18 protein-coding genes are annotated in these 18,783 nt (G+C 46.8%); 10 read left to right on the forward strand and 8 right to left on the reverse strand.

Annotated features, from left to right (window positions below; genetic code table 11):
• Positions 1-64 precede the first annotated feature (64 nt).
• On the forward strand, positions 65-1,402 hold the full coding sequence (locus tag MHM94_RS05170) for a lysine 2,3-aminomutase (RefSeq protein WP_022946578.1): 1,338 nt from the start codon (positions 65-67) through the stop codon (positions 1,400-1,402).
• Positions 1,403-1,444: 42 nt separating this feature from the next.
• On the opposite strand, the gene MHM94_RS05175 is transcribed toward MHM94_RS05170, so the two are convergent.
• Positions 1,445-1,951, reverse strand: a complete 507-nt coding sequence (locus MHM94_RS05175; RefSeq protein ID WP_045978320.1) for a phosphate-starvation-inducible PsiE family protein — start codon at positions 1,949-1,951, stop codon at positions 1,445-1,447.
• 22 nt (positions 1,952-1,973) lie between these two features.
• Positions 1,974-2,405, reverse strand: a complete 432-nt coding sequence (locus tag MHM94_RS05180) for an ATP-binding protein (RefSeq protein ID WP_022946577.1) — start codon at positions 2,403-2,405, stop codon at positions 1,974-1,976.
• Between the two features lie 550 nt (positions 2,406-2,955).
• Here MHM94_RS05180 and asnS point away from each other — a divergent pair.
• Positions 2,956-4,353, forward strand: a complete 1,398-nt coding sequence (gene asnS, locus MHM94_RS05185; RefSeq protein ID WP_151172680.1) for an asparagine--tRNA ligase — start codon at positions 2,956-2,958, stop codon at positions 4,351-4,353.
• Positions 4,354-4,492: 139 nt separating this feature from the next.
• On the opposite strand, the gene MHM94_RS05190 is transcribed toward asnS, so the two are convergent.
• Complete coding sequence (locus MHM94_RS05190) at positions 4,493-5,419, reverse strand: FAD-binding protein (RefSeq protein WP_235418976.1); 927 nt, start codon at positions 5,417-5,419, stop codon at positions 4,493-4,495.
• Positions 5,416-6,168 (reverse strand): electron transfer flavoprotein subunit beta/FixA family protein, encoded by a 753-nt coding sequence (locus MHM94_RS05195; RefSeq protein WP_022946574.1) that lies wholly within the window; start codon positions 6,166-6,168, stop codon positions 5,416-5,418. Before MHM94_RS05195 ends, MHM94_RS05190 begins: the two co-directional genes overlap by 4 nt.
• Before the next feature lie 231 nt (positions 6,169-6,399).
• Here MHM94_RS05195 and MHM94_RS05200 point away from each other — a divergent pair, with 231 nt between their 5' ends.
• From MHM94_RS05200 to MHM94_RS05220, 5 genes are all read left to right on the forward strand, one after another.
• A complete protein-coding gene (locus tag MHM94_RS05200) occupies positions 6,400-8,046 on the forward strand; it encodes an electron transfer flavoprotein-ubiquinone oxidoreductase (RefSeq protein WP_235418975.1) in 1,647 nt (548 codons plus the stop codon).
• A gap of 105 nt (positions 8,047-8,151) precedes the next feature.
• Positions 8,152-8,619, forward strand: a complete 468-nt coding sequence (locus MHM94_RS05205; RefSeq protein WP_022946572.1) for an acyl-CoA thioesterase — start codon at positions 8,152-8,154, stop codon at positions 8,617-8,619.
• A 249-nt stretch (positions 8,620-8,868) separates the two neighbouring features.
• Entirely contained in the window at positions 8,869-9,465 is a 597-nt protein-coding gene (locus MHM94_RS05210; RefSeq protein ID WP_045978324.1) for an outer membrane beta-barrel protein, read from the forward strand.
• Positions 9,466-9,569: 104 nt separating this feature from the next.
• The gene (tsaA, locus tag MHM94_RS05215) at positions 9,570-10,277 is read left to right on the forward strand and encodes a tRNA (N6-threonylcarbamoyladenosine(37)-N6)-methyltransferase TrmO (RefSeq protein WP_138590477.1); all 708 of its coding nucleotides are present in this window, start codon (positions 9,570-9,572) and stop codon (positions 10,275-10,277) included.
• A gap of 75 nt (positions 10,278-10,352) precedes the next feature.
• Positions 10,353-12,080, forward strand: coding sequence for a proline--tRNA ligase (locus tag MHM94_RS05220; RefSeq protein ID WP_235418974.1), 1,728 nt, complete (start codon positions 10,353-10,355; stop codon positions 12,078-12,080).
• Between the two features lie 34 nt (positions 12,081-12,114).
• Here MHM94_RS05220 and MHM94_RS05225 read toward each other — a convergent pair whose 3' ends face one another.
• Positions 12,115-12,351: a DUF333 domain-containing protein gene (locus tag MHM94_RS05225; RefSeq protein WP_138590473.1), complete on the reverse strand. Its 237-nt coding sequence runs from the start codon at positions 12,349-12,351 to the stop codon at positions 12,115-12,117.
• A gap of 328 nt (positions 12,352-12,679) precedes the next feature.
• On the opposite strand from MHM94_RS05225, the gene MHM94_RS05230 reads away from it, so the two are divergent.
• The 3 genes from MHM94_RS05230 (at position 12,680) to MHM94_RS05240 (ending at position 16,701) form a co-directional block, all read left to right on the forward strand.
• Complete coding sequence (locus tag MHM94_RS05230; protein WP_235418973.1) at positions 12,680-13,480, forward strand: UDP-2,3-diacylglucosamine diphosphatase; 801 nt, start codon at positions 12,680-12,682, stop codon at positions 13,478-13,480.
• Positions 13,481-13,657: 177 nt separating this feature from the next.
• Positions 13,658-15,235: a peptide MFS transporter gene (locus MHM94_RS05235; protein ID WP_022946566.1), complete on the forward strand. Its 1,578-nt coding sequence runs from the start codon at positions 13,658-13,660 to the stop codon at positions 15,233-15,235.
• A gap of 209 nt (positions 15,236-15,444) precedes the next feature.
• A complete protein-coding gene (locus MHM94_RS05240; RefSeq protein WP_235418972.1) occupies positions 15,445-16,701 on the forward strand; it encodes an aromatic amino acid transport family protein in 1,257 nt (418 codons plus the stop codon).
• A gap of 78 nt (positions 16,702-16,779) precedes the next feature.
• Here the strand turns inward: MHM94_RS05240 and MHM94_RS05245 are convergent, their stop codons facing one another.
• The 3 genes from MHM94_RS05245 to MHM94_RS05255 form a co-directional block, all read right to left on the reverse strand.
• A complete protein-coding gene (locus MHM94_RS05245) occupies positions 16,780-16,965 on the reverse strand; it encodes a hypothetical protein (RefSeq protein WP_045978329.1) in 186 nt (61 codons plus the stop codon).
• A gap of 80 nt (positions 16,966-17,045) precedes the next feature.
• Positions 17,046-17,597, reverse strand: a complete 552-nt coding sequence (locus MHM94_RS05250; RefSeq protein ID WP_235418971.1) for a tetratricopeptide repeat protein — start codon at positions 17,595-17,597, stop codon at positions 17,046-17,048.
• 12 nt (positions 17,598-17,609) lie between these two features.
• The gene (locus MHM94_RS05255) at positions 17,610-18,749 is read right to left on the reverse strand and encodes a hypothetical protein (RefSeq protein ID WP_235418970.1); all 1,140 of its coding nucleotides are present in this window, start codon (positions 18,747-18,749) and stop codon (positions 17,610-17,612) included.
• Positions 18,750-18,783: the final 34 nt, after the last annotated feature.

An 18,783-nucleotide genomic window follows, 5' to 3' on the forward strand; every position in this document is an offset into this window, starting at 1 on the left:
GACTAGGAATTGGCTTGACCTTTTTGTTAGAGTACCAACCTTTTCAACTAGCAAGTGAAAATATATGCAGCAAACCGTTCAAATACAGCCAGCGGAAACCTTTGTCCCGCCTAGGTTTACCGTGTATCAACACCGTCAAATTGATAAAATTGAAGCCCTACACCAACTACCAGAGCATATGCGCTTTGAGATGAAGGTCGTGGCCAGTGTATTCCCATTCCGCGTAAATAACTTTGTAATTGAAGAATTGATTGATTGGGATAAAGTTCCCAATGATCCGGTATTCCAACTTACGTTCCCTCAGCGTGGTATGTTAGATGACGAGTCGTACGAGCAAATGGCTGCGCTGCATAGAACGGACCCAACCGCTGAACAGGTAATGGAACTGGCACAACAGATCCGTAACAAGCTGAACCCGCATCCTGCCGGGCAAATGGAAAAGAATGTGCCCGAGCTCGATGGTGAGCGCGTTGAAGGCATTCAACACAAATACAAAGAAACCGTATTGTTCTTCCCAGCACAAGGACAATACTGTCACTCTTACTGTACTTTCTGCTTCCGCTGGGCGCAGTTTGTTGGTAAAGCGACACGATTCAATAACAACGATGCGGACTTACTGCATAATTATCTGCGTGAGCACAAAGAGGTTACCGATCTACTCGTAACTGGCGGCGACCCTATGGTGATGCGTACCGTAAAGCTTCGTGGCTATCTTGAAAAGCTTAAAGATCCCGAATTTGACCATATTCGCACCATCCGTATCGGCACCAAGTCACTGACCTTCTGGCCATTCCGTTATTTAACCGATCCCGATGCGCAAGACTTACTGGCCTTAATTAAAGAGCTCGTGGATGCAGGCAAGCACGTTTCTATTATGGCCCATATTAACCATAAGCAAGAGCTGCGCACCGCCGCCACACGCGAAGCGATTGCCCTATTGCGTAAAACTGGCGCGCAAATCCGTACTCAAGCACCACTCCTTAATAACATTAATACCGACCCTAATATGTGGGCGGAAATGTGGAAAGAGCAAACGCAGCTAGGGATGATCCCGTACTACATGTTTATTGAACGTGATACCGGGGCCAAGCGGTACTTTGAATTACCCCTGTATAAGACCTGGGAAACCTTCCGCGAGGCTTATAAACAGGTATCCGGCGTCAGTCGTACCGTGCGCGGCCCGTCTATGAGTGCAGGTCCAGGAAAGGTAGAAGTATCTGGTGTCAGCGAGATTGCCGGTGAAAAGGTCTTCGTACTGCGCTTTATTCAAGCTCGCAACCCAGATTGGGTGCAGCGTCCTTTCTTCGCCAAGTATGACGAGAACGCCACATGGCTTAATGACTTAAAGCCGGCATTTGGCGAAGAAAAGTTCTTCTGGGAAGACGAATACAACGCCATGTAATAAAAAAACCGCCCTTGAGGCGGTTTTTTTATCAATATCCATCTAATGATCATAATCATCATTGGGCGCTTTGCCCAAAAGCCAGTAGGTTATCCCCAGCGCTAAAGTTGTGGCGGCGATACCTATCAGGTAAAGCGGGGTGAGGGTATCAAAATCAAGGATGATCACTTTACGAGCGATAGCCATTAAAGCAGTCGCGACGACAAGCTTGACAGGAAACACGTTGCTCCCTAGATACATCCTAATGTTGATAAATATTTCCACCGCTATCAACACAGCCATAAAGCCACCAAAGGTATAAAAGATGTCATTGACATCTAGTAAAAAGTAAGGTGGCTGCATTAATCGCTCGTAGATTATGTACATAACATCACCCACCCCCCAGAGTATAACTGCCACCATACACAGGGCTAAAACACAAATAGCAAAGCGAATCACTTTGTGTAGCATGCGAAAAAACGCATCGGGATGATCAACCGGAAGTTCTTGGTGGAGCTCATGCGCTAGTTTAGGTTTTTGGGTGTCATGCTCTACTTGCTTGTTACTCATAAATGCTCCTTGATATGGTCAATTACCACTCAAATTGATAGGCCATTTTCGCTATCGTCCGCAGTGCTACTTTGTGGGTGTTGCGCTGAGCATAAAGGTGTTGCATTGCTTTGTCTTTTACCTCGCCAACGATCACCTCTTTGACTTGATAGCCGAGCGCATGCGCAGCTTCAATATAGGCAATAAATTCCCATTTTTTGATATTGGTGTTATCAACAATCACTAACGGAATGCCCTCCGCGAGCGCTTTAATATAACGGGCTAAATTAAGATTGTGATATTCAGGTAACTTGTGCTTATCAAATTGATAGTGACCATCTTGCACGAAGAAATCGTCGGTACTGCAAATAAAGTATTGGCTAGCATCGCCGGCAACGAGGTCGTCGGCAAGGCTCTGCGCATAGTGGGTTTTACCACTACCTGGCAAGCCGCGTAGGATAAAAGCTTGTTTCATTAACTACTCACTGCGTTTTAACTTAAGATTGCAAGGGTAAAGCTGACACACAAAAACGCTAAAGCAATAAGCGAAAGTGCAGCCAGATGCATCATTTTATTTATATTTCTTGCCCTTATAATGCCACAAACGCAGCAAAGACCACACAGCATTAGCATGATTAAGGCGCTATTTTTCGGTTTTAAGAGCCAATGCTCGCGAATGGGCACGTCGAAATAACGTAATATGCCGTAATCTACATCGGGGCGAGCGTAGTGAATCAATACTAATACCACAACAAAAAGCACCCAGCCTACACCTGCACACCAAGCGACTAATCGAAAAGGGCCCGGTTTATCTCCCCTCAACATGCTAAAGCGTCTCAATAATAAGTTATATATGATTAGTTTAGGTGATATTTTCTACGCTTTTACGTATTTCTGCCCTGATTGAGGCAATTGGCAGTTTTTTTCTCCCTAAATCACGGTTAAGATAGGCCTCTTAACTTTCATCATAATACTGCTGCTGCCAAGGTGCAGCACAGTGGGCAATAGTAATCATTGGAGTGAAAATGAGCCATACAGCAATCGCCGAGCTATTAAAAGGCGCCGTTGCCGTGGACACCCAGGTCAACATTAAAGGTTGGGTGCGCACACGTCGCGATTCTAAAGCAGGTATTTCGTTTCTAGCCGTTCATGACGGTTCGAGTTTTGATCCTATCCAAGCTGTAGTGCCTAATTCGCTCAATAATTATGATGAAGTAACGCGTTTAACGGCCGGCTGCTCGGTAAGCGTAACCGGTAAGCTCGTAGCGTCAGCCGGTAAAGGTCAGGCCTTTGAAATTCAAGCGGACAGCGTTGAAGTAATTGGCTGGGTAGAAAACCCTGACACTTACCCTATGGCAGCAAAGCGCCATAGTATTGAGTACTTACGTGAGCACGCCCACCTGCGTCCACGCACCAACGTGATTGGCGCTGTTACCCGTGTTCGTAACTGCTTATCGCAGGCTATCCACCGCTTTTTCCATGAGCGTGGCTACATGTGGATCAGCACTCCCATCATTACCGCCAGTGACTGCGAAGGTGCTGGTGAAATGTTCCGAGTGTCGACATTGGATATGCAGAACCTACCACGCACTGATAAGGGCGATATCGACTACAGCGAAGACTTTTTCGGTAAAGAAGCATTTTTAACGGTATCAGGCCAGCTCAACGGTGAAACCTATGCCAGCGCAATGTCAAAGATCTACACCTTTGGCCCAACCTTCCGTGCTGAAAACTCTAACACCTCGCGCCACCTTGCAGAGTTCTGGATGGTCGAGCCGGAAGTGGCTTTTGCCGATTTGAACGACATCGCCAAACTTGCCGAGGACATGCTTAAGTATGTCTTTGCTGCGGTATTGGAAGAGCGTCGTGATGACATGGAGTTCTTCGCACAACGTATCGAGAAAACGGCCATCAGTCGTCTTGAAGAATTCGTCAGCAAGGACTTTGCGCAGGTTGATTACACCGACGCTATCGAGATTCTTAAGGCGTGCGGTAAGCAGTTTGAATACGCTGTTGAGTGGGGCGTGGATTTACAGTCTGAACATGAGCGTTATCTGGCTGAAGAGCACTTCAAAGCGCCTGTAGTTATCAAAAACTACCCGCGCGATATCAAAGCCTTCTACATGCGCCAGAACGAAGACGGCAAGACGGTGGCAGCGATGGATGTGGTTGCCCCAGGCATTGGCGAGATCATCGGTGGCTCTCAGCGTGAAGAACGTTTAGATGTGCTTGATGCTCGTTTAGAGGAAATGGGCTTAAACAAAGAAGACTATAGCTGGTATCGCGACTTACGCCGCTACGGCACGGTGCCTCACTCAGGCTTTGGTTTAGGTTTTGAACGTTTAGTCGCTTACGTGACCGGTATGGGCAATGTCCGTGACGTGATTGCCTTCCCACGCACTAAAGGCAGCGCTACTTACTAATAACGGCGCACGCTATAGACATCAAAAACCCGCTCACGTAGCGGGTTTTTATTTGCGCCTAAGCTGTTGAAACAACATTACCTACAAAAAAGCCCACAACACAAAAACAGTCGCGGGCTTTTTGTAAACTAGTTGCGCTTTAAAGCTTGGCTTCTAACTCAGGTAGAACATCGAATAAATCAGCCACTAACCCATAGTCAGCTACTTGGAAAATCGGTGCCTCTGGGTCTTTGTTGATAGCTACAATGACCTTTGAGTCTTTCATACCTGCCAAGTGCTGGATGGCACCACTGATACCCACGGCTATGTATAAGTCAGGAGCGACAATTTTACCGGTTTGTCCTACTTGCATATCGTTCGGCACAAAGCCCGCGTCTACCGCTGCGCGTGATGCGCCAATAGCCGCACCGAGCTTATCGGCAATACCTTCTAACAGTTTGAAGTTTTCACCATTTTGCATGCCTCTGCCGCCGGAAATAACCACATCAGCAGCGGTTAATTCAGGGCGTTCAGACTCAGTTTGCTCTTTAGAGACAAACTCACTGTTCGTTGAGGCCATGCTATTGTCAATCTTTTCGATGCTAGCACTGCCGTCGCTGCTCACTGCATCAAAGGCACTGGCACGCACAGTAATAACGTGCACAGACTCAAGTGACTTCACCGTGGCAATGGCGTTACCAGCATAAATCGGGCGTTTGAACGTATCAGCGTCGATAACATCAATAATGTCCGATACTTGCGCTTTATCTAATAGCGCTGCAACCCGTGGCATAATGTTTTTACCGGTGGTCGTCGCACTGGCAAATAGATGGCTGTAATCACCCGCTAGGCTCACAATTAAATCAGCGGTGTTTTCAGCTAGCTGGTGTGCATAGTCACTGCTATCAGCGACCAACACACGGCTTACACCGCTGAGCTTACTAGCCTGTTCAGCCGCGTCATTAAGGTTCTCACCAACCACCAACACATCAATATCAGCGCCTACTTTGTGCGCCGCGCTTAATGTTTTCGCGGTTTCAGGTTTTAGTTCACCGTACTCGTGCTCAGCTACCACTAATGCTTTCATGACACCACCTTTGCTTCATTTTTTAACTTGTTCACTAAGGTTTCAACGTCTTCAACGATTTCACCACCTTGACGCTGAGCTGGCTCTTCCACGCTCACCAACTGCACTCGCGCAGCAAGGTCGACGCCCATATCCGCAGCACTTTTCACATCTAAAGGTTTGCGTTTTGCTTTCATAATGTTAGGCAATGATGCATAACGGGGCTCGTTGAGACGCAAATCAGTCGTGACAATCGCAGGAAGCGTGAGCGCTACAGTTTGTAAACCACCATCAACTTCACGCGTCACGTTCACTTTGCCATCGTTAATATCCACTTTTGAGGCAAATGTACCCTGCCCCCATCCGCGCAGCGCAGCCAGCATTTGCCCAGTCTGGTTATTGTCCGAGTCGATACTTTGCTTCCCTAAGATAACCAGATCGGGTTGCTGCTCATCAATTAACTTGTCGAGTAGTTTTGCCACATGCAGTGAGTCTAGCTTCTCATCACTTTCGATATGAATAGCGCTATCTGCACCGAGTGCCAGTGCAGTGCGCAACTGCTCTTGCGATGACTTATCACCAATAGTCACAGCAACCACTTCCGTTGCCTTACCTGATTCTTTTAGGCGAATAGCTTCTTCTATGGCGATTTCGCAAAATGGGTTCATCGCCATTTTCACATTCGCCAAATCGACATCGCTGTTATCTGCCTTTACGCGTACTTTGACGTTGTAGTCGATGACACGTTTGATGGGCACTAATACTTTCATATTTGCTCCTGTTGACACGCGAGTGGACGTTCTAAAGCGGCTATAACCTGCGCGGTTACTACTGACACGCCCACACCTGACGTTAACGTAAACTTATTTATTTGATGAAATCAGACTACTTCCTGTTGACGTAAACGTCAACCTAAAATAACCTTGGACAATAACCTTTTGTGTAACGATTAATTTGCATTTCGTAACACCTTATACCGTCATATAAAGTAGGGGATCATTATGGTAGAACGCGAAACCATGGAATTTGACGTGGTCATCGTCGGTGCAGGGCCCAGCGGCCTTGCTAGCGCCATTAAGCTCGCGCAATTAGCACAAGAACAACAACAAGAATTGATGATTTGCGTGGTTGAAAAAGGCTCTGAGGTAGGTGCTCATGTGCTCTCCGGTGCCGTTTTCGAAACTCGCGCACTCGATGAGCTACTCCCTAATTGGCAGGAGTTAGGCGCGCCACTGCATACCCAAGTCACCGAAGACGAAATTTTATGGTTTAGTGATGAGCAAAAAGCTAAATCCCTGCCCCACTTTATGGTGCCCAAAACATTTCATAATAATGGCAACTATATCGTCTCTATGGGCAACGTTTGTCGTTTTTTAGCCGAGCAAGCAGAACAATTAGGAGTCGAAATTTTCCCTGGTTTTTCCGCGCACGAACTACTTATTGAAGACGACAGCGTCAAAGGCATCATTACCGGTGATATGGGTCGCGACAAAGAGGGCAATGAAAAGCCTGGGTTTATGCCGGGGATGGAGCTCAGAGCAAAATACACCATTTTCGCAGAGGGCTGCCGAGGCCACTTGGGTAAACAATTGATCAATCAATTTGCCCTTGATAAAGATCGCTCTGTGCAACACTACGGTCTTGGTTTTAAAGAAATCTGGCAAGTAGATGCACAGCAACATCAACAAGGAAAAGTGGTTCATGGCACTGGGTGGCCGCTTAGTGGAGATACCAATGGCGGCGCATTTATGTACCACTGCGAGGATAATCAAGTGGTGGTGGGCCTCATTGTCGACCTTAACTACACCAACCCGCACTTAAGTCCTTTTGATGAATTTCAGCGAATGAAACATCATCCTGTATTCGCTGATGTGCTCAAAGGCGGTAAACGCTTAGCCTACGGCGCGCGTGCTATAGCCAAAGGCGGGTTACATTCGCTACCGAAAATGCACTTCCCGGGCGGCCTACTCGTAGGCTGTGACGCAGGTACGCTGAATTTTGCCAAAATCAAAGGCAATCACACCGCAATGAAATCCGGTATGTTGGCAGCCGAAAGTATCTTTGAGGCGATTAAAGTCGGTGATCAGCACACTGATTTGGCTGACTACGCGCAGCGTTTTGAATCTTCTTGGGTGTATGATGAGCTTTACCGCTCACGCAATTTTGGGCCGGCGATGCACAAATTGGGTAAGTTCTTCGGGGGCGCGTATAACACGCTGGACCAAAACCTATTCGCAGGAAAGCTACCTTTTACCTTTAAGGACAACACCCCTGATTACGCGACCCTACTGAGCAGCTCACAAGCACCGAAAATTGACTACCCAAAGCCAGATGGTGAGCTTAGTTTTGACAAACTCTCATCGGTCTTTTTGTCTAACACCAATCACGAAGAGTCTCAGCCGTGTCACTTACAATTAAAGGATGCTGCGATACCTATTACGGTTAATTTGCCACGCTTTGATGAACCAGCACAGCGCTACTGCCCAGCTGGGGTTTACGAAGTGGATGACAGTGAAGGTGAGGCAAAGTTTGTGATCAATGCGCAAAACTGTGTGCACTGTAAAACCTGTGATATCAAAGATCCTAGCCAAAACATCACCTGGGTCACCCCAGAGGGAGCGGGTGGTCCTAACTACCCTAATATGTAGTTGTTATTAAGTACTTTATCCTAAGTTGCAACTGGGGCGTAAGCCCCTTTTTTATTTATATACACTACACTTGCTGTAACAGGTCGAGCATATTTGGGGAGCTCTATGAGTCAAGATACGGTTACTTTTCGATTTTTAGCCGAGCCTACCGATGTCAATTTCGGTGGTAAGGTCCACGGCGGAGTCGTCATGAAATGGATAGATCAAGCTGGCTATGCCTGTGCCGCAGGTTGGAGCGGTCATTACTGTGTCACGGTATCTGTGGCCGGAGTAAAATTTCGCCGGCCAGTATTAGTGGGCCAATTAGTTGAAGTTAACGCCTCTATTGCGCATACCGGTAAAACCAGTATGCAAATATTTATACAAGTACGCTGTGGCGACCCCAAGACGCAACACATGGTCGAAACTAACCACTGCGTGATCAGCTTTGTCGCTATGGACCAAGCCGGCTACCCAGTAGAGGTGCCATGCTTTAAGGCAAAAACAGAAGAACAGAAGCGCCTAGAGGCGTATGCGATTAAAATGAAAGAGATAGCCATCGAAACTGAAACACTTTTACAGAAGACCTGTTAATCGACCATTAATCAATTAGTTAGATTCCATTCAGGGTGTAATTTTGACATTTACCGGAAAATTTTACACCTTTTTCAGGTCCATACAAAACAGCCGCGCGTTACACTCCTTAAGGCTTTGTAAACAACCCTGCGCTTTTCTGTAACTAACTGAATTATATATTAATAAAACACCTAATTTTAGTTGTTTTAAGACTCTTGGCATGGCCTCTGCTTTGTTAGGCATGAACTAACAAAATGGAGAATCAAGATGAAACACACTAATAAAACTGCTCGCTTTTCCCTTTGCGCTTTAGCTATGGCTTTGACGACAACCACAGCGATGGCGGCCCCTTCAAGTTATGAACCAAGCAGTGAAGTGAACCCTCGTTTCTACACCGGTATCGGTTACGGCCAATACTCATTTGAGTTCGACAATGATGATCTAGATACTGAATTTGATGACGATGCCGGTATGCTTGAAGCTTACGTGGGCACACAGCTCAATGATTATTGGAGTTTCGAGCTCGGCTATCACAATTTTGATGAAGTGTCTGATATCGACCAACAGGCAGAACTAGATGGTGTTTCGCTATCAACCAAACTCGCTCTGCCTGTTAGTGAGCGTTTCAAAGTTTACGCAACCGCCGGTTGGCTAGAATGGGATGCAGACCTACGTGCGCAACTTGATGACCTAACCATTGCCACCACGCAGGCCGATGGTGGCGATGTATTTTACGGCGCCGGCGTACAGTTTGCGATGACAGAGCAAGTACGCTTCAACCTTGAGTACGAGCGTTATGAACTAGACGAACAAATTGACCCCGAAATGGACGTTGCGTCTGTTTCGGTTGAATACCTATTCTAATTAGCCCAGCACTTTCCCTACTTGTACAAGGGGCCCTGTGCCCCTTGTTTTTACCCGGTGCCATGACTACACTGCGCTCACCTTAATTCGCTGTGTAAAACATTGTGTCGTCCCAGTATCAAATCACCGCCATTGGCCATATTCGCTCTCCGTATAAACAAAAGTTTGCTATCCCGCGACAACCTCGCCTAGTTAGCGCGGCGCGCGCTGATCTTATCTTTACCGATGAATTTAACAGAGAGGAGTTTGTGCGTGGTATTGAGGAGTTTAGCCACCTATGGCTGTTGTTTCGTTTTCATGAAACGGCTGATAAAGGCTATTCACCCTTAGTTCGCCCTCCTCGCTTAGGCGGAAACGCTCGCAAAGGTGTGTTCGCTACCCGAGCGACATTCCGTCCCAACGCCATTGGCATGAGCGCAGTCGAATTGCTCGGTGTGAATTACCAACACGGGCAGCTTAGTCTTCGTTTAGGGGGAATCGACTTACTCGATGGCACCCCGATTATTGATATCAAGCCCTATCTGCCTTATTCCGATGCCATGATGGATGCCAGTGCTGGCTTTGCCGATACCCGGCCGCACACCCAGATGAGTGTCAGTTTTTCTGAACAAGCACAAAGTGTTATCGACAACAGCGACCCTGCTTTAGTGCTTGAGCAATTTATCACTCAAGTGCTTCAGCAAGACCCACGGCCAGCGTATAAAAAGAGTCTGGCTGGGGTGCAGCACTACGGCATGACCTTGTATGATTTTAATATTCGCTGGCAAGTAGACGGTGAGCACAATCATGTTCTCGAAATTTGCCCGCTTTAGCGCTTTGCCCTGCGCCCGAGCGCTGCTAAACTAGCGCTCTTACCTATTAATCATTAAATAAAAAACGGAATATTCATGCGTACCAGTCAGTATTTACTTGCGACCCTGAAAGAGACGCCCTCAGATGCCGAGGTGGTGAGCCACCAGCTCATGCTTCGTGCGGGCATGATCCGCAAACTCGCCTCCGGCCTATACACTTGGCTGCCTTCCGGCGTTAAAGTGCTGAAAAAAGTTGAAAACATTGTTCGTGAGGAAATGAATAAGGCTGGCGCCATTGAGATGCTCATGCCCATCATTCAACCTGCTGAGTTGTGGCAGGAGTCGGGCCGTTGGGAACAATATGGTCCTGAGCTTTTGCGTATTGAAGACCGTCATAAACGCCCTTTTGCGTTAGGACCTACCCACGAAGAAGTGATCACTGATTGCGTACGTAAAGAAATTAGTAGCTACAAACAGCTGCCAATCACCTTATACCAAGTACAGACCAAAGTGCGCGATGAAATTCGTCCTCGTTTTGGCATCATGCGCTCGCGCGAGTTCGTCATGAAAGACGCTTACTCGTTCCACCTAAGTGACGAGTGTTTAGCGCAAACGTATGAAAAGCTACACCAAGCATATTGCAATATTTTCGACCGTTTAGGCTTAGATTACCGCCCAGTTCTTGCTGACACCGGTTCCATTGGTGGTAATTTGTCTCATGAATTCCACGTATTGGCCGAATCTGGTGAAGACGCTATCGCCTTCAGTGATGGCAGTGATTATGCCGCAAATATCGAAAAGGCAGAGGCAAAAGCCCCGAGCGAAGCCCGTCCTGAGCCCAGCAAAGAATTGCAAAAGTTCGATACCCCGAAAGCAAAAACCATTGCTGAACTTAAAGAGCATTATGGCGTTAAGCCGCACCGTGGTGTGAAAACTTTATTTGTTTACGGCGAAGCAGACGAGCAAGAGCAACGCCCACTGGTTGCTTTAGTACTGCGTGGCGATCATGAGCTCAACGAACTCAAAGCAGAAAAGCTTGAAGGCGTGCAGGCACCACTGGAAATGGCGAGCGAAGCGGACATTGTAAAAGCAGTAGGCGCTCGTCCTGGCTCTTTAGGCCCTGTTGGCTTAAATACAGCGATTATTGTTGACCGCTCAGCGGCGGTGATGGCGGATTTTGTCGCCGGTGCCAACGAAGATGATGTGCACTTCAGTGGCATCAACTGGGATCGCGACGTCAATGACTACCAAGTTGCGGATATTCGTAACGTGGTTGATGGCGATCCGAGCCCTTGTGGTAACGGTACTTTGAGTATTAAACGAGGGATTGAAGTTGGTCATATCTTCCAGCTTGGCACCAAGTATTCCGAGGCTATGAAAGCCGGAGTATTGGCAGAAAGTGGTAAAAACCAGACCATGACCATGGGCTGTTACGGTATTGGTGTATCCCGTATCGTTGCCGCTGCCATCGAGCAAAACAATGATAAATACGGCATTATTTGGCCGAAAAATATCGCTCCGTACGAACTGGCTATCGTGCCCATGAATATGCACAAGTCACATCGTATCCCTGATATTGCTGAGCGCTTTTACAGCGAATTGCAACAAGCTGGCATTGATGTACTCTTTGACGATCGCAAAGAGCGCCCTGGGGTCATGTTTAACGATATGGAACTACTGGGTGTGCCACTGACCTTAGTGATTGGTGAGCGTAACCTCGATAACGATCAGGTAGAGCTTAAAAACCGCCGTACAGGTGAAAAGCAGTTGCTGGATATTGATGGTGCGGTAGCCGCCATTGTTGCCGAGCTTGCTAAAGCATAAACGAAAAAAGCCAGTCAAGAGACTGGCTTTTTTGTTACTGGTATTTGCGGAAAAACTCCCACGCGTCAATTTTTGAGCCGTTATCCAATACACAAAAGCTGTTCTCGCCTTGAGGCTGTTGCTCAACAAGGTATTGCCCGCCCTGATCAACACAGAATTTTGCAGCGGGATTACTCATATCCACAGGCAGTTGTTGCGTTAATGGCTCATCTTGGCAACCGCTAAGCGCAGCTGTTAACACGATACACAGCCCAGCTAAACGATACTTCATGTTGCTCTCCTATTACGCTTTACGCGTTTATCCTCGTTACACCCAAGTTTTATGGTCGACGAGGCACTGCTAAAACATTGCCAAAATGACCGGTTCTTGGCAAAGCCTAAAGCCTGTTAAAGCGAACAAATCATTGCTTTGCTGTCATATTGGCTCATTGTCTCCCAGCACTTGCTCACCAAGGCTGGCTGAAGGTCGCAATAATAATCAGGCTCATACCGTTAGACAAGCAGATCCGATAGTTGTCACGGATTGTTCTTTTTTTAGTTTTTTTTTTGTCATCGCTACGCTCTAGCCTCGCTATTATTACGCTGCGAGTCACACCATTATGAAACAACGTAAAACCACCCATTACCCGGCCGTATTTATCTCTGATATTCATTTAGGTTGCAAAGATTGTAAAGCCGACTATTTACTCGACTTTTTAGCCCATATTCAGTGCGATACACTTTATTTAGTGGGCGATATTATTGATTTATGGTCAATGAAAAGACGGTTCTTTTGGCATTCCAGTCACTACCATGTACTGCAAGCACTGCAGGAGAAAGTAAAAGCAGGCACTCGGGTCATTTACGTACCAGGTAATCACGATGAGACCTTTCGTAAGTATGATAAAGAGCTGCTCATGGGCGTGGAAGTACACCGGCAGTTTGTGCATACCACAGGTAATGGTAAGCGCTTTGTTATCTTGCACGGTGATGACTTTGATTCTGCTACGCGTTACAGCAAACTGATCAGTATTATCGGCGACGCCGCCTATGACTTTTTGCTGTTTTTAAATCGCTGGCATAATCGAGTGCGCCGCCTTTTTGGTGGCCACTATTGGTCTTTAGCAGCGTGGTTAAAATCTCGTGTACACAAGGCCCAACAAGCGATTACAGCATTTGAAGATGCGGCTATTCACGAGGCCAAGCGCCGGGGCTATGATGGCATTGTCTGTGGTCATATTCACCAACCCAAGCTACGTGTCAGTGATGGTATTATTTACTGTAACGATGGCGACTGGATAGAGAACTGTAGCGCCTTGGTAGAGAATCATCAGGGCCGTATTGAGCTTTTGCACTGGTCAGACACTCAGCATGTGATGGCTTCAAACCCGTTAAGCGCAGTGAATAGCAAGGCAGCATAAATTCATCACATGGCTGTAGGCATTATTCAACGACACGCCCAAGGTTGATTAATTTATTCACAGCTATTGCTATAAATCTAACCATCTAGCCTCTGTAAGGCGCGATTTGGTTGCATATTGAGCTTATTTCACGTACTAATAACTGCTCACTATAACGACAATAATGGAAGTGAATCTATGTCTGATGAGCAGATACCCACGCCACCGACTTCGGCGGCTGGGGATTCAAAATTGGATACCGCCTTTTTCGGTCATCCCAAAGGGTTACAAACCCTGTTTTTCACAGAAATGTGGGAGCGCATGAGTTACTACGGCATGCGTGCCATGTTAGTGCTGTTTATGACCGCATCGCTGCAAGAGGAAGGTTTGGCCTTCACGGTAGCGTCTGCTGCGGCAATTTACGGCCTCTATACCGGTGCAGTCTACTTCCTTGGCTTACCCGGTGGTTGGATCTCAGATCGCCTGTTAGGCGGTCAGCGAACTGTCTGGTATGGCGGTATCGTTATTATGATCGGCCATATTATCCTCGCAATTCCCCACCCTAGTTCGTTCTTTATCGGCTTAATATTTGTTGCTACCGGCACCGGTTTATTAAAACCAAACATCAGTGCCATGGTAGGTCAGCTGTATAAAACCGAAGATGAGCGTCGCGACAGTGGCTACGCGATTTATTACATGGGCATCAACCTTGGCTCTATGATTGGCTACGGTGTATGTGGCTACTTTATGGAAAATGTCGGTTGGCACTGGGCCTTTGGTGCAGCAGCCGTGGGCATGGCCATCGGTTTAGTGCAGTACCGCCTGACTCAAGGCAGCATTCGCGGCATCAATGATAAGCCAGCAAACCCACTGTCGACCAAGGGCGCATCGCTCGCTTGGACTGTCATTGGCGCATCAATAGCGATGGTCGCACTGACTGTTTACGCTGCACACAATGGTTGGTTGGTCATTGACCCGGTCGCTTTAGCGGGCTCGGTAGCCATCGTCTTTACCATCACCTTTTTCATTTACTTTGGCTACATCTACTTTTTAGGTGAGCTAACAGACGATGAAAAGCAGCGCATGTGGGCACTATTCTTAGTCTGTGTGGCCTCAGCGTGTTTTTGGTCAGGGTTCGAACAGGCTGGTTCATCGTTGAACTTATTCGCTCGCGACTACACCGACCGTATGCTGGGTTCTTTTGAGATCCCAACAGCATGGTTCCAGTCAGCGAACTCATTTTTCATCATTATATTGTCGCCATTTTTTGCAGCACTGTGGATTAACCTTGCCAAGCGTATGATCACGCCATCGTACAGCGTTAAATGTGCCGTGGGTCTTATCATTATGGCAACCGGCTTTTTAGTCATGTTCTTTGCCGCGCAATATGCTGCTGATGGCCTGAAAGTCGCTCCTTATTGGCTTATTACCACTTACTTCCTACATACAGTAGGTGAGCTATGCCTAAGCCCAGTCGCACTCAGTGCAGTAAGCCGCTTGTCGCCAGCACGTTATGTGGGCCAAATGATGGGCGTATTTGTTCTTACCTACTCCATTGGTAATATTATCTCTGGCTTACTAGCTGGTAGCTTTGACCCAGAAAACGTTCAAGAAATCCCTGGCCTGTACATGCAAATAGCCTTGTTCAGTATTGGTGTAGGTATTATCTTGGTATTGTTTAACTTCAAAGCGAAGTATTGGGAGCGTGCGGGCCAAAATGCCCCAGAAGTTCCTGAACCGAACCCAAGCGAACAACCTGCAGAACAAAAGATTTAATACTAAATCACCACTGCAAACGGCCCTTAATAGGGCCGTTTTTATTTCAACACCACACTCTTTGGCTAAAAAAAGAACATCATTTAGCTAGTTATTCTAATTAGTACGACCAAAGTTGGATTGCTATAACAATTTTTGGCATAAGTATGAATTACCTTGCCAAATTCTGTATGATTGCCACGTTTTTATGCAGTTCAAAGGTAGTATCTATGAGTTCCTCTCAACATGTGCTCGGCGGTGAAGGCACCACCACAGCACCGGCGTGGTCTCGCCACGATACCCATTGGGTATTAAGTTTATTTGGCACCGCAGTCGGTGCAGGTATTTTATTCTTACCCATTAATGTCGGCCTTGGTGGCTTTTGGCCCCTCATCATTATGGCCTGTGCCGCATTCCCGATGACCTACCTCGCGCACCGAGGCTTAGCACGCTTTGTGTTATCGTCTAAACACGACGACAGTGACTTCACTGATGTGGTGCAAGAACACTTCGGTGCTGGCGCTGGCAGATTAATCTCACTGCTGTATTTTCTATCTATCTTCCCTATTTTACTTATTTACGGAGTCGGCCTGACCAACACCGTGAATGACTTTATCGTGCATCAACTGGGCTTTGCACAGCCACCTCGTGCGCTACTGTCCGGCGTATTGGTGGCAGCCATGGTGGCCGTGATGCTCGGAGGCGAAAAGCTAATGCTGCGCGCCTTTGCCATCCTGGTTTACCCTTTAGTTGCGGTACTGTTTGGTTTATCTCTGTATTTAATTCCACACTGGCAGGTCCCCAGTACAGATATCGCCCAAGCACCGCAGTTTATTGAAAACTTATGGCTGGCCGTGCCTGTTATCGTATTTTCTTTTAGTCATGCTGCGGCGATCTCCAGCTTTGCCAACGCACAGCGTCGTCATTATGGCCAAAGTGCACGTGTAAAGTCTGACAAAATCCTCAAGTACACTGCAATTATGCTGATAAGTTTTGTACTTCTTTTTGTATTTTCATGTGTTTTCGCGCTCAGTGCTGAACAGCTTGAAGCCGCAAAGGAAGCCAATATTTCCGTGCTCTCTTATCTTGCTAATACCTATGACAACCCTCTTTTGGCCTATGTTGGCCCCTTAGTAGCCTTTATTGCCATCACCTCGTCGTTTTTTGGTCACTTCTTGGGAGCACGGGAGAGCTTTAATGGCTTAGCGGTTAAGCATTCGAAATTAAGTTATCAGGGGGCGGATAAGCTAGGTGTTGCCTTGATGTTTGTGGCGATTTGGATTTGCGCCATCTATAACCCCAGTATTTTGGATATGATGGGGGCGATTTCAGGTCCAATTATCGCGATGATCTTATTTATTATGCCGATGATTGCAGTGTACAAAGTCCCTTCCCTTGCACGTTACAAAGGCAAGCTCAGTACGTACTTTGTGTTACTTATAGGTGTACTGGCGGTCTCTGCACTTCTGTATAACTTGATAGGTTAGTTATTTGCAGCGGCAACCATGACGGCTGCCGCTGACTCCCTGTAAACCTTTTATACCTGTATCTGGAAAGCGGAACGCTTAAAGGTTTAGGGATTTACGCGTAACGAGAAAGAGACTCGATAAACACAGTATGCTGCCCACGGCCATCATTCCAATATTGATAAACCCAGGGGGTTCAACAAATAAAAATAGCTTCACCGCAGCAAATGACAGTAATGAGATCCCCACAGTCCCCACTAAAAGCCCTAATCCTTGTCCTTTCATCTATATCTTTCCTTCTTTTATCCCTATGCACTTTATGCACATTGAAACTGAGCGAACAGCGCTAAATTGGCAGCCCCTGCTTAGTTTGATTGTTTTCTGGAACGTTTGAGGTTAGCCCTCGTCTCTTTTAAAATTGTACAGAGTTCTCCACCCGCTTTGGCGCACTCATTGAGTACTTCCTCGGCTTTTTCCTCATCCATGGCAAAGCCTTTGCCATCTCGGTAGGCTTCGTAGACATGGTACATAGCGGTTAAATTGCCATTGTCAGCGCCTTGCTGATAATAATCGAACGCTTTTTCGGGGTCTTTGCTTCCGAACACACCTTTTTCGTACAATTTGGCATAGTAATAAAATGCGTCAGTATTACCATGTTCAATGGCTTTATTTAACCAATAATGTGCCTGCTCGAAGTTAGCTTTAGAACTTCGTTGTCTTTCAAAAGCAAATAGCCTTCCGGTTCTGGCCATGGCGGTAGCATCACCCATTCTTGCTTTTTGTAGTTGAACATCGATATTACGCTGCTCTGCAGAGGACGCTGTTGCAAGCAGTGAGTTATCAGTTTTCACTTGTTGAGCATAAGATGCGGTGCTACTGATAATCCCCAGCAAGACAATGAACGTTCGTTTTTTCATAACAATCCTTATTTATAGAAAACGAATCATCGATGAGATGATAATGCCAACAACGCCCAATAAAACGGCAATACGTATATGAAACAGCATCGGCAGTGCCTGTTTTGTTGAGCGCTCAAGCGATACCGGATAGTTCATATGGGTAAGCGCTAATAACAGCGCTTGACCATTGATGGCCATATTGCTCACTGCAATAGTCGGGCCTTCGTCGGTTATAAAGGTTAATGACACCACGTGTGGGCGTTTAATTTTGCGTCGAGACCAACCAATGGAATAGCTATCTACTACGTAATAATTCCATCTTGCCTCTATCGAGCGGACTTGCTCCTTTGCTACCTTACGCGCTTTTTTGTCTGCAAACAGCAGTGCCGGGAGTTGTAAATACTGCTCGTCAACCACAATATCGCTTTGAGGTGATTGGGCGATAAAGTAATACTGATTACATAAATGGGCTCGAACCAGCCAATAACTCAGGTAGGTCAGCGCTAAAAAAACACACCCAGCAATCCAGTTTTGGGAGGAGCTCACGACGCCTATAGTTATAAGCAAACCAAAAGCGACCGCAATATATACAGTCTTACGTTGGCTGTTTGGCAGTGGCATCGCAAAGCGCGACACGCTATGGCTTGAGAGTATCTCGCCAGGAGAAGTATGGCGATAGAAAATATCAGCCACAGTGTCTTTGCTGGCTACAGCGGCTTTGTGCCCCTTTTTACTCGCTGTCCCCTTACTACGTAGGGTGTAATCAATGCCTGAGTCCGAAAGTAAGCGCTTGATCAGTTCATCTTGGCCTCTAAAGTCGAAGCGCTCCACTTGGGTGCTATGCTCAGATGAAAAGGTAAGCATTAACTCGTTTTTAGCGCGTCCAAACGTTAGCACAAGCTCATTGAGCGATGACAGCGCAATACGCTTTACGCTAAAGGTTGTTATCCCGATGCCAAATAACTTTAGTTGGCTGCGAATTAGCAGAGCGTCGTTATCGAGTATAAAGCGCCGCTGATAAGCCGCAAGCAACAAGGTAAACAGCGTGTTTATTACAACTGACTCAATATCACCGCTAACGATAGCTAGGACGACTAACAGTGAAAAGAAGCCAGCTAAAATGATCGCTATCCACTCCCGTAACGATTTTATCTGTAATCCTTGGCTCATTTTTATTCCTTTTTATGACCGAGCTTTGATTTGA

Origin of the sequence: Pseudoalteromonas sp. CNAT2-18.1 (assembly GCF_022347865.1) — a bacterium.
GTDB lineage: Bacteria > Pseudomonadota > Gammaproteobacteria > Enterobacterales > Alteromonadaceae > Pseudoalteromonas > Pseudoalteromonas ruthenica.

What these genes read in the sequence shown, in the direction of transcription:
- MHM94_RS05245 (WP_045978329.1), bottom strand. Translation starts at nt 16,965, where the DNA reads ATGAAAGGACAAGGATTAGGGCTTTTAGTGGGGACTGTGGGGATCTCA.
- MHM94_RS05210 (WP_045978324.1), top strand. Translation starts at nt 8,869, where the DNA reads ATGAAACACACTAATAAAACTGCTCGCTTTTCCCTTTGCGCTTTAGCT.
- asnS (WP_151172680.1), top strand. Translation starts at nt 2,956, where the DNA reads ATGAGCCATACAGCAATCGCCGAGCTATTAAAAGGCGCCGTTGCCGTG.
- MHM94_RS05250 (WP_235418971.1), bottom strand. Translation starts at nt 17,597, where the DNA reads ATGAAAAAACGAACGTTCATTGTCTTGCTGGGGATTATCAGTAGCACC.
- MHM94_RS05175 (WP_045978320.1), bottom strand. Translation starts at nt 1,951, where the DNA reads ATGAGTAACAAGCAAGTAGAGCATGACACCCAAAAACCTAAACTAGCG.
- MHM94_RS05225 (WP_138590473.1), bottom strand. Translation starts at nt 12,351, where the DNA reads ATGAAGTATCGTTTAGCTGGGCTGTGTATCGTGTTAACAGCTGCGCTT.
- MHM94_RS05255 (WP_235418970.1), bottom strand. Translation starts at nt 18,749, where the DNA reads ATGAGCCAAGGATTACAGATAAAATCGTTACGGGAGTGGATAGCGATC.
- MHM94_RS05195 (WP_022946574.1), bottom strand. Translation starts at nt 6,168, where the DNA reads ATGAAAGTATTAGTGCCCATCAAACGTGTCATCGACTACAACGTCAAA.
- MHM94_RS05190 (WP_235418976.1), bottom strand. Translation starts at nt 5,419, where the DNA reads ATGAAAGCATTAGTGGTAGCTGAGCACGAGTACGGTGAACTAAAACCT.
- MHM94_RS05170 (WP_022946578.1), top strand. Translation starts at nt 65, where the DNA reads ATGCAGCAAACCGTTCAAATACAGCCAGCGGAAACCTTTGTCCCGCCT.
- MHM94_RS05220 (WP_235418974.1), top strand. Translation starts at nt 10,353, where the DNA reads ATGCGTACCAGTCAGTATTTACTTGCGACCCTGAAAGAGACGCCCTCA.
- MHM94_RS05205 (WP_022946572.1), top strand. Translation starts at nt 8,152, where the DNA reads ATGAGTCAAGATACGGTTACTTTTCGATTTTTAGCCGAGCCTACCGAT.
- MHM94_RS05230 (WP_235418973.1), top strand. Translation starts at nt 12,680, where the DNA reads ATGAAACAACGTAAAACCACCCATTACCCGGCCGTATTTATCTCTGAT.
- MHM94_RS05200 (WP_235418975.1), top strand. Translation starts at nt 6,400, where the DNA reads ATGGTAGAACGCGAAACCATGGAATTTGACGTGGTCATCGTCGGTGCA.
- MHM94_RS05235 (WP_022946566.1), top strand. Translation starts at nt 13,658, where the DNA reads ATGTCTGATGAGCAGATACCCACGCCACCGACTTCGGCGGCTGGGGAT.
- MHM94_RS05180 (WP_022946577.1), bottom strand. Translation starts at nt 2,405, where the DNA reads ATGAAACAAGCTTTTATCCTACGCGGCTTGCCAGGTAGTGGTAAAACC.
- MHM94_RS05240 (WP_235418972.1), top strand. Translation starts at nt 15,445, where the DNA reads ATGAGTTCCTCTCAACATGTGCTCGGCGGTGAAGGCACCACCACAGCA.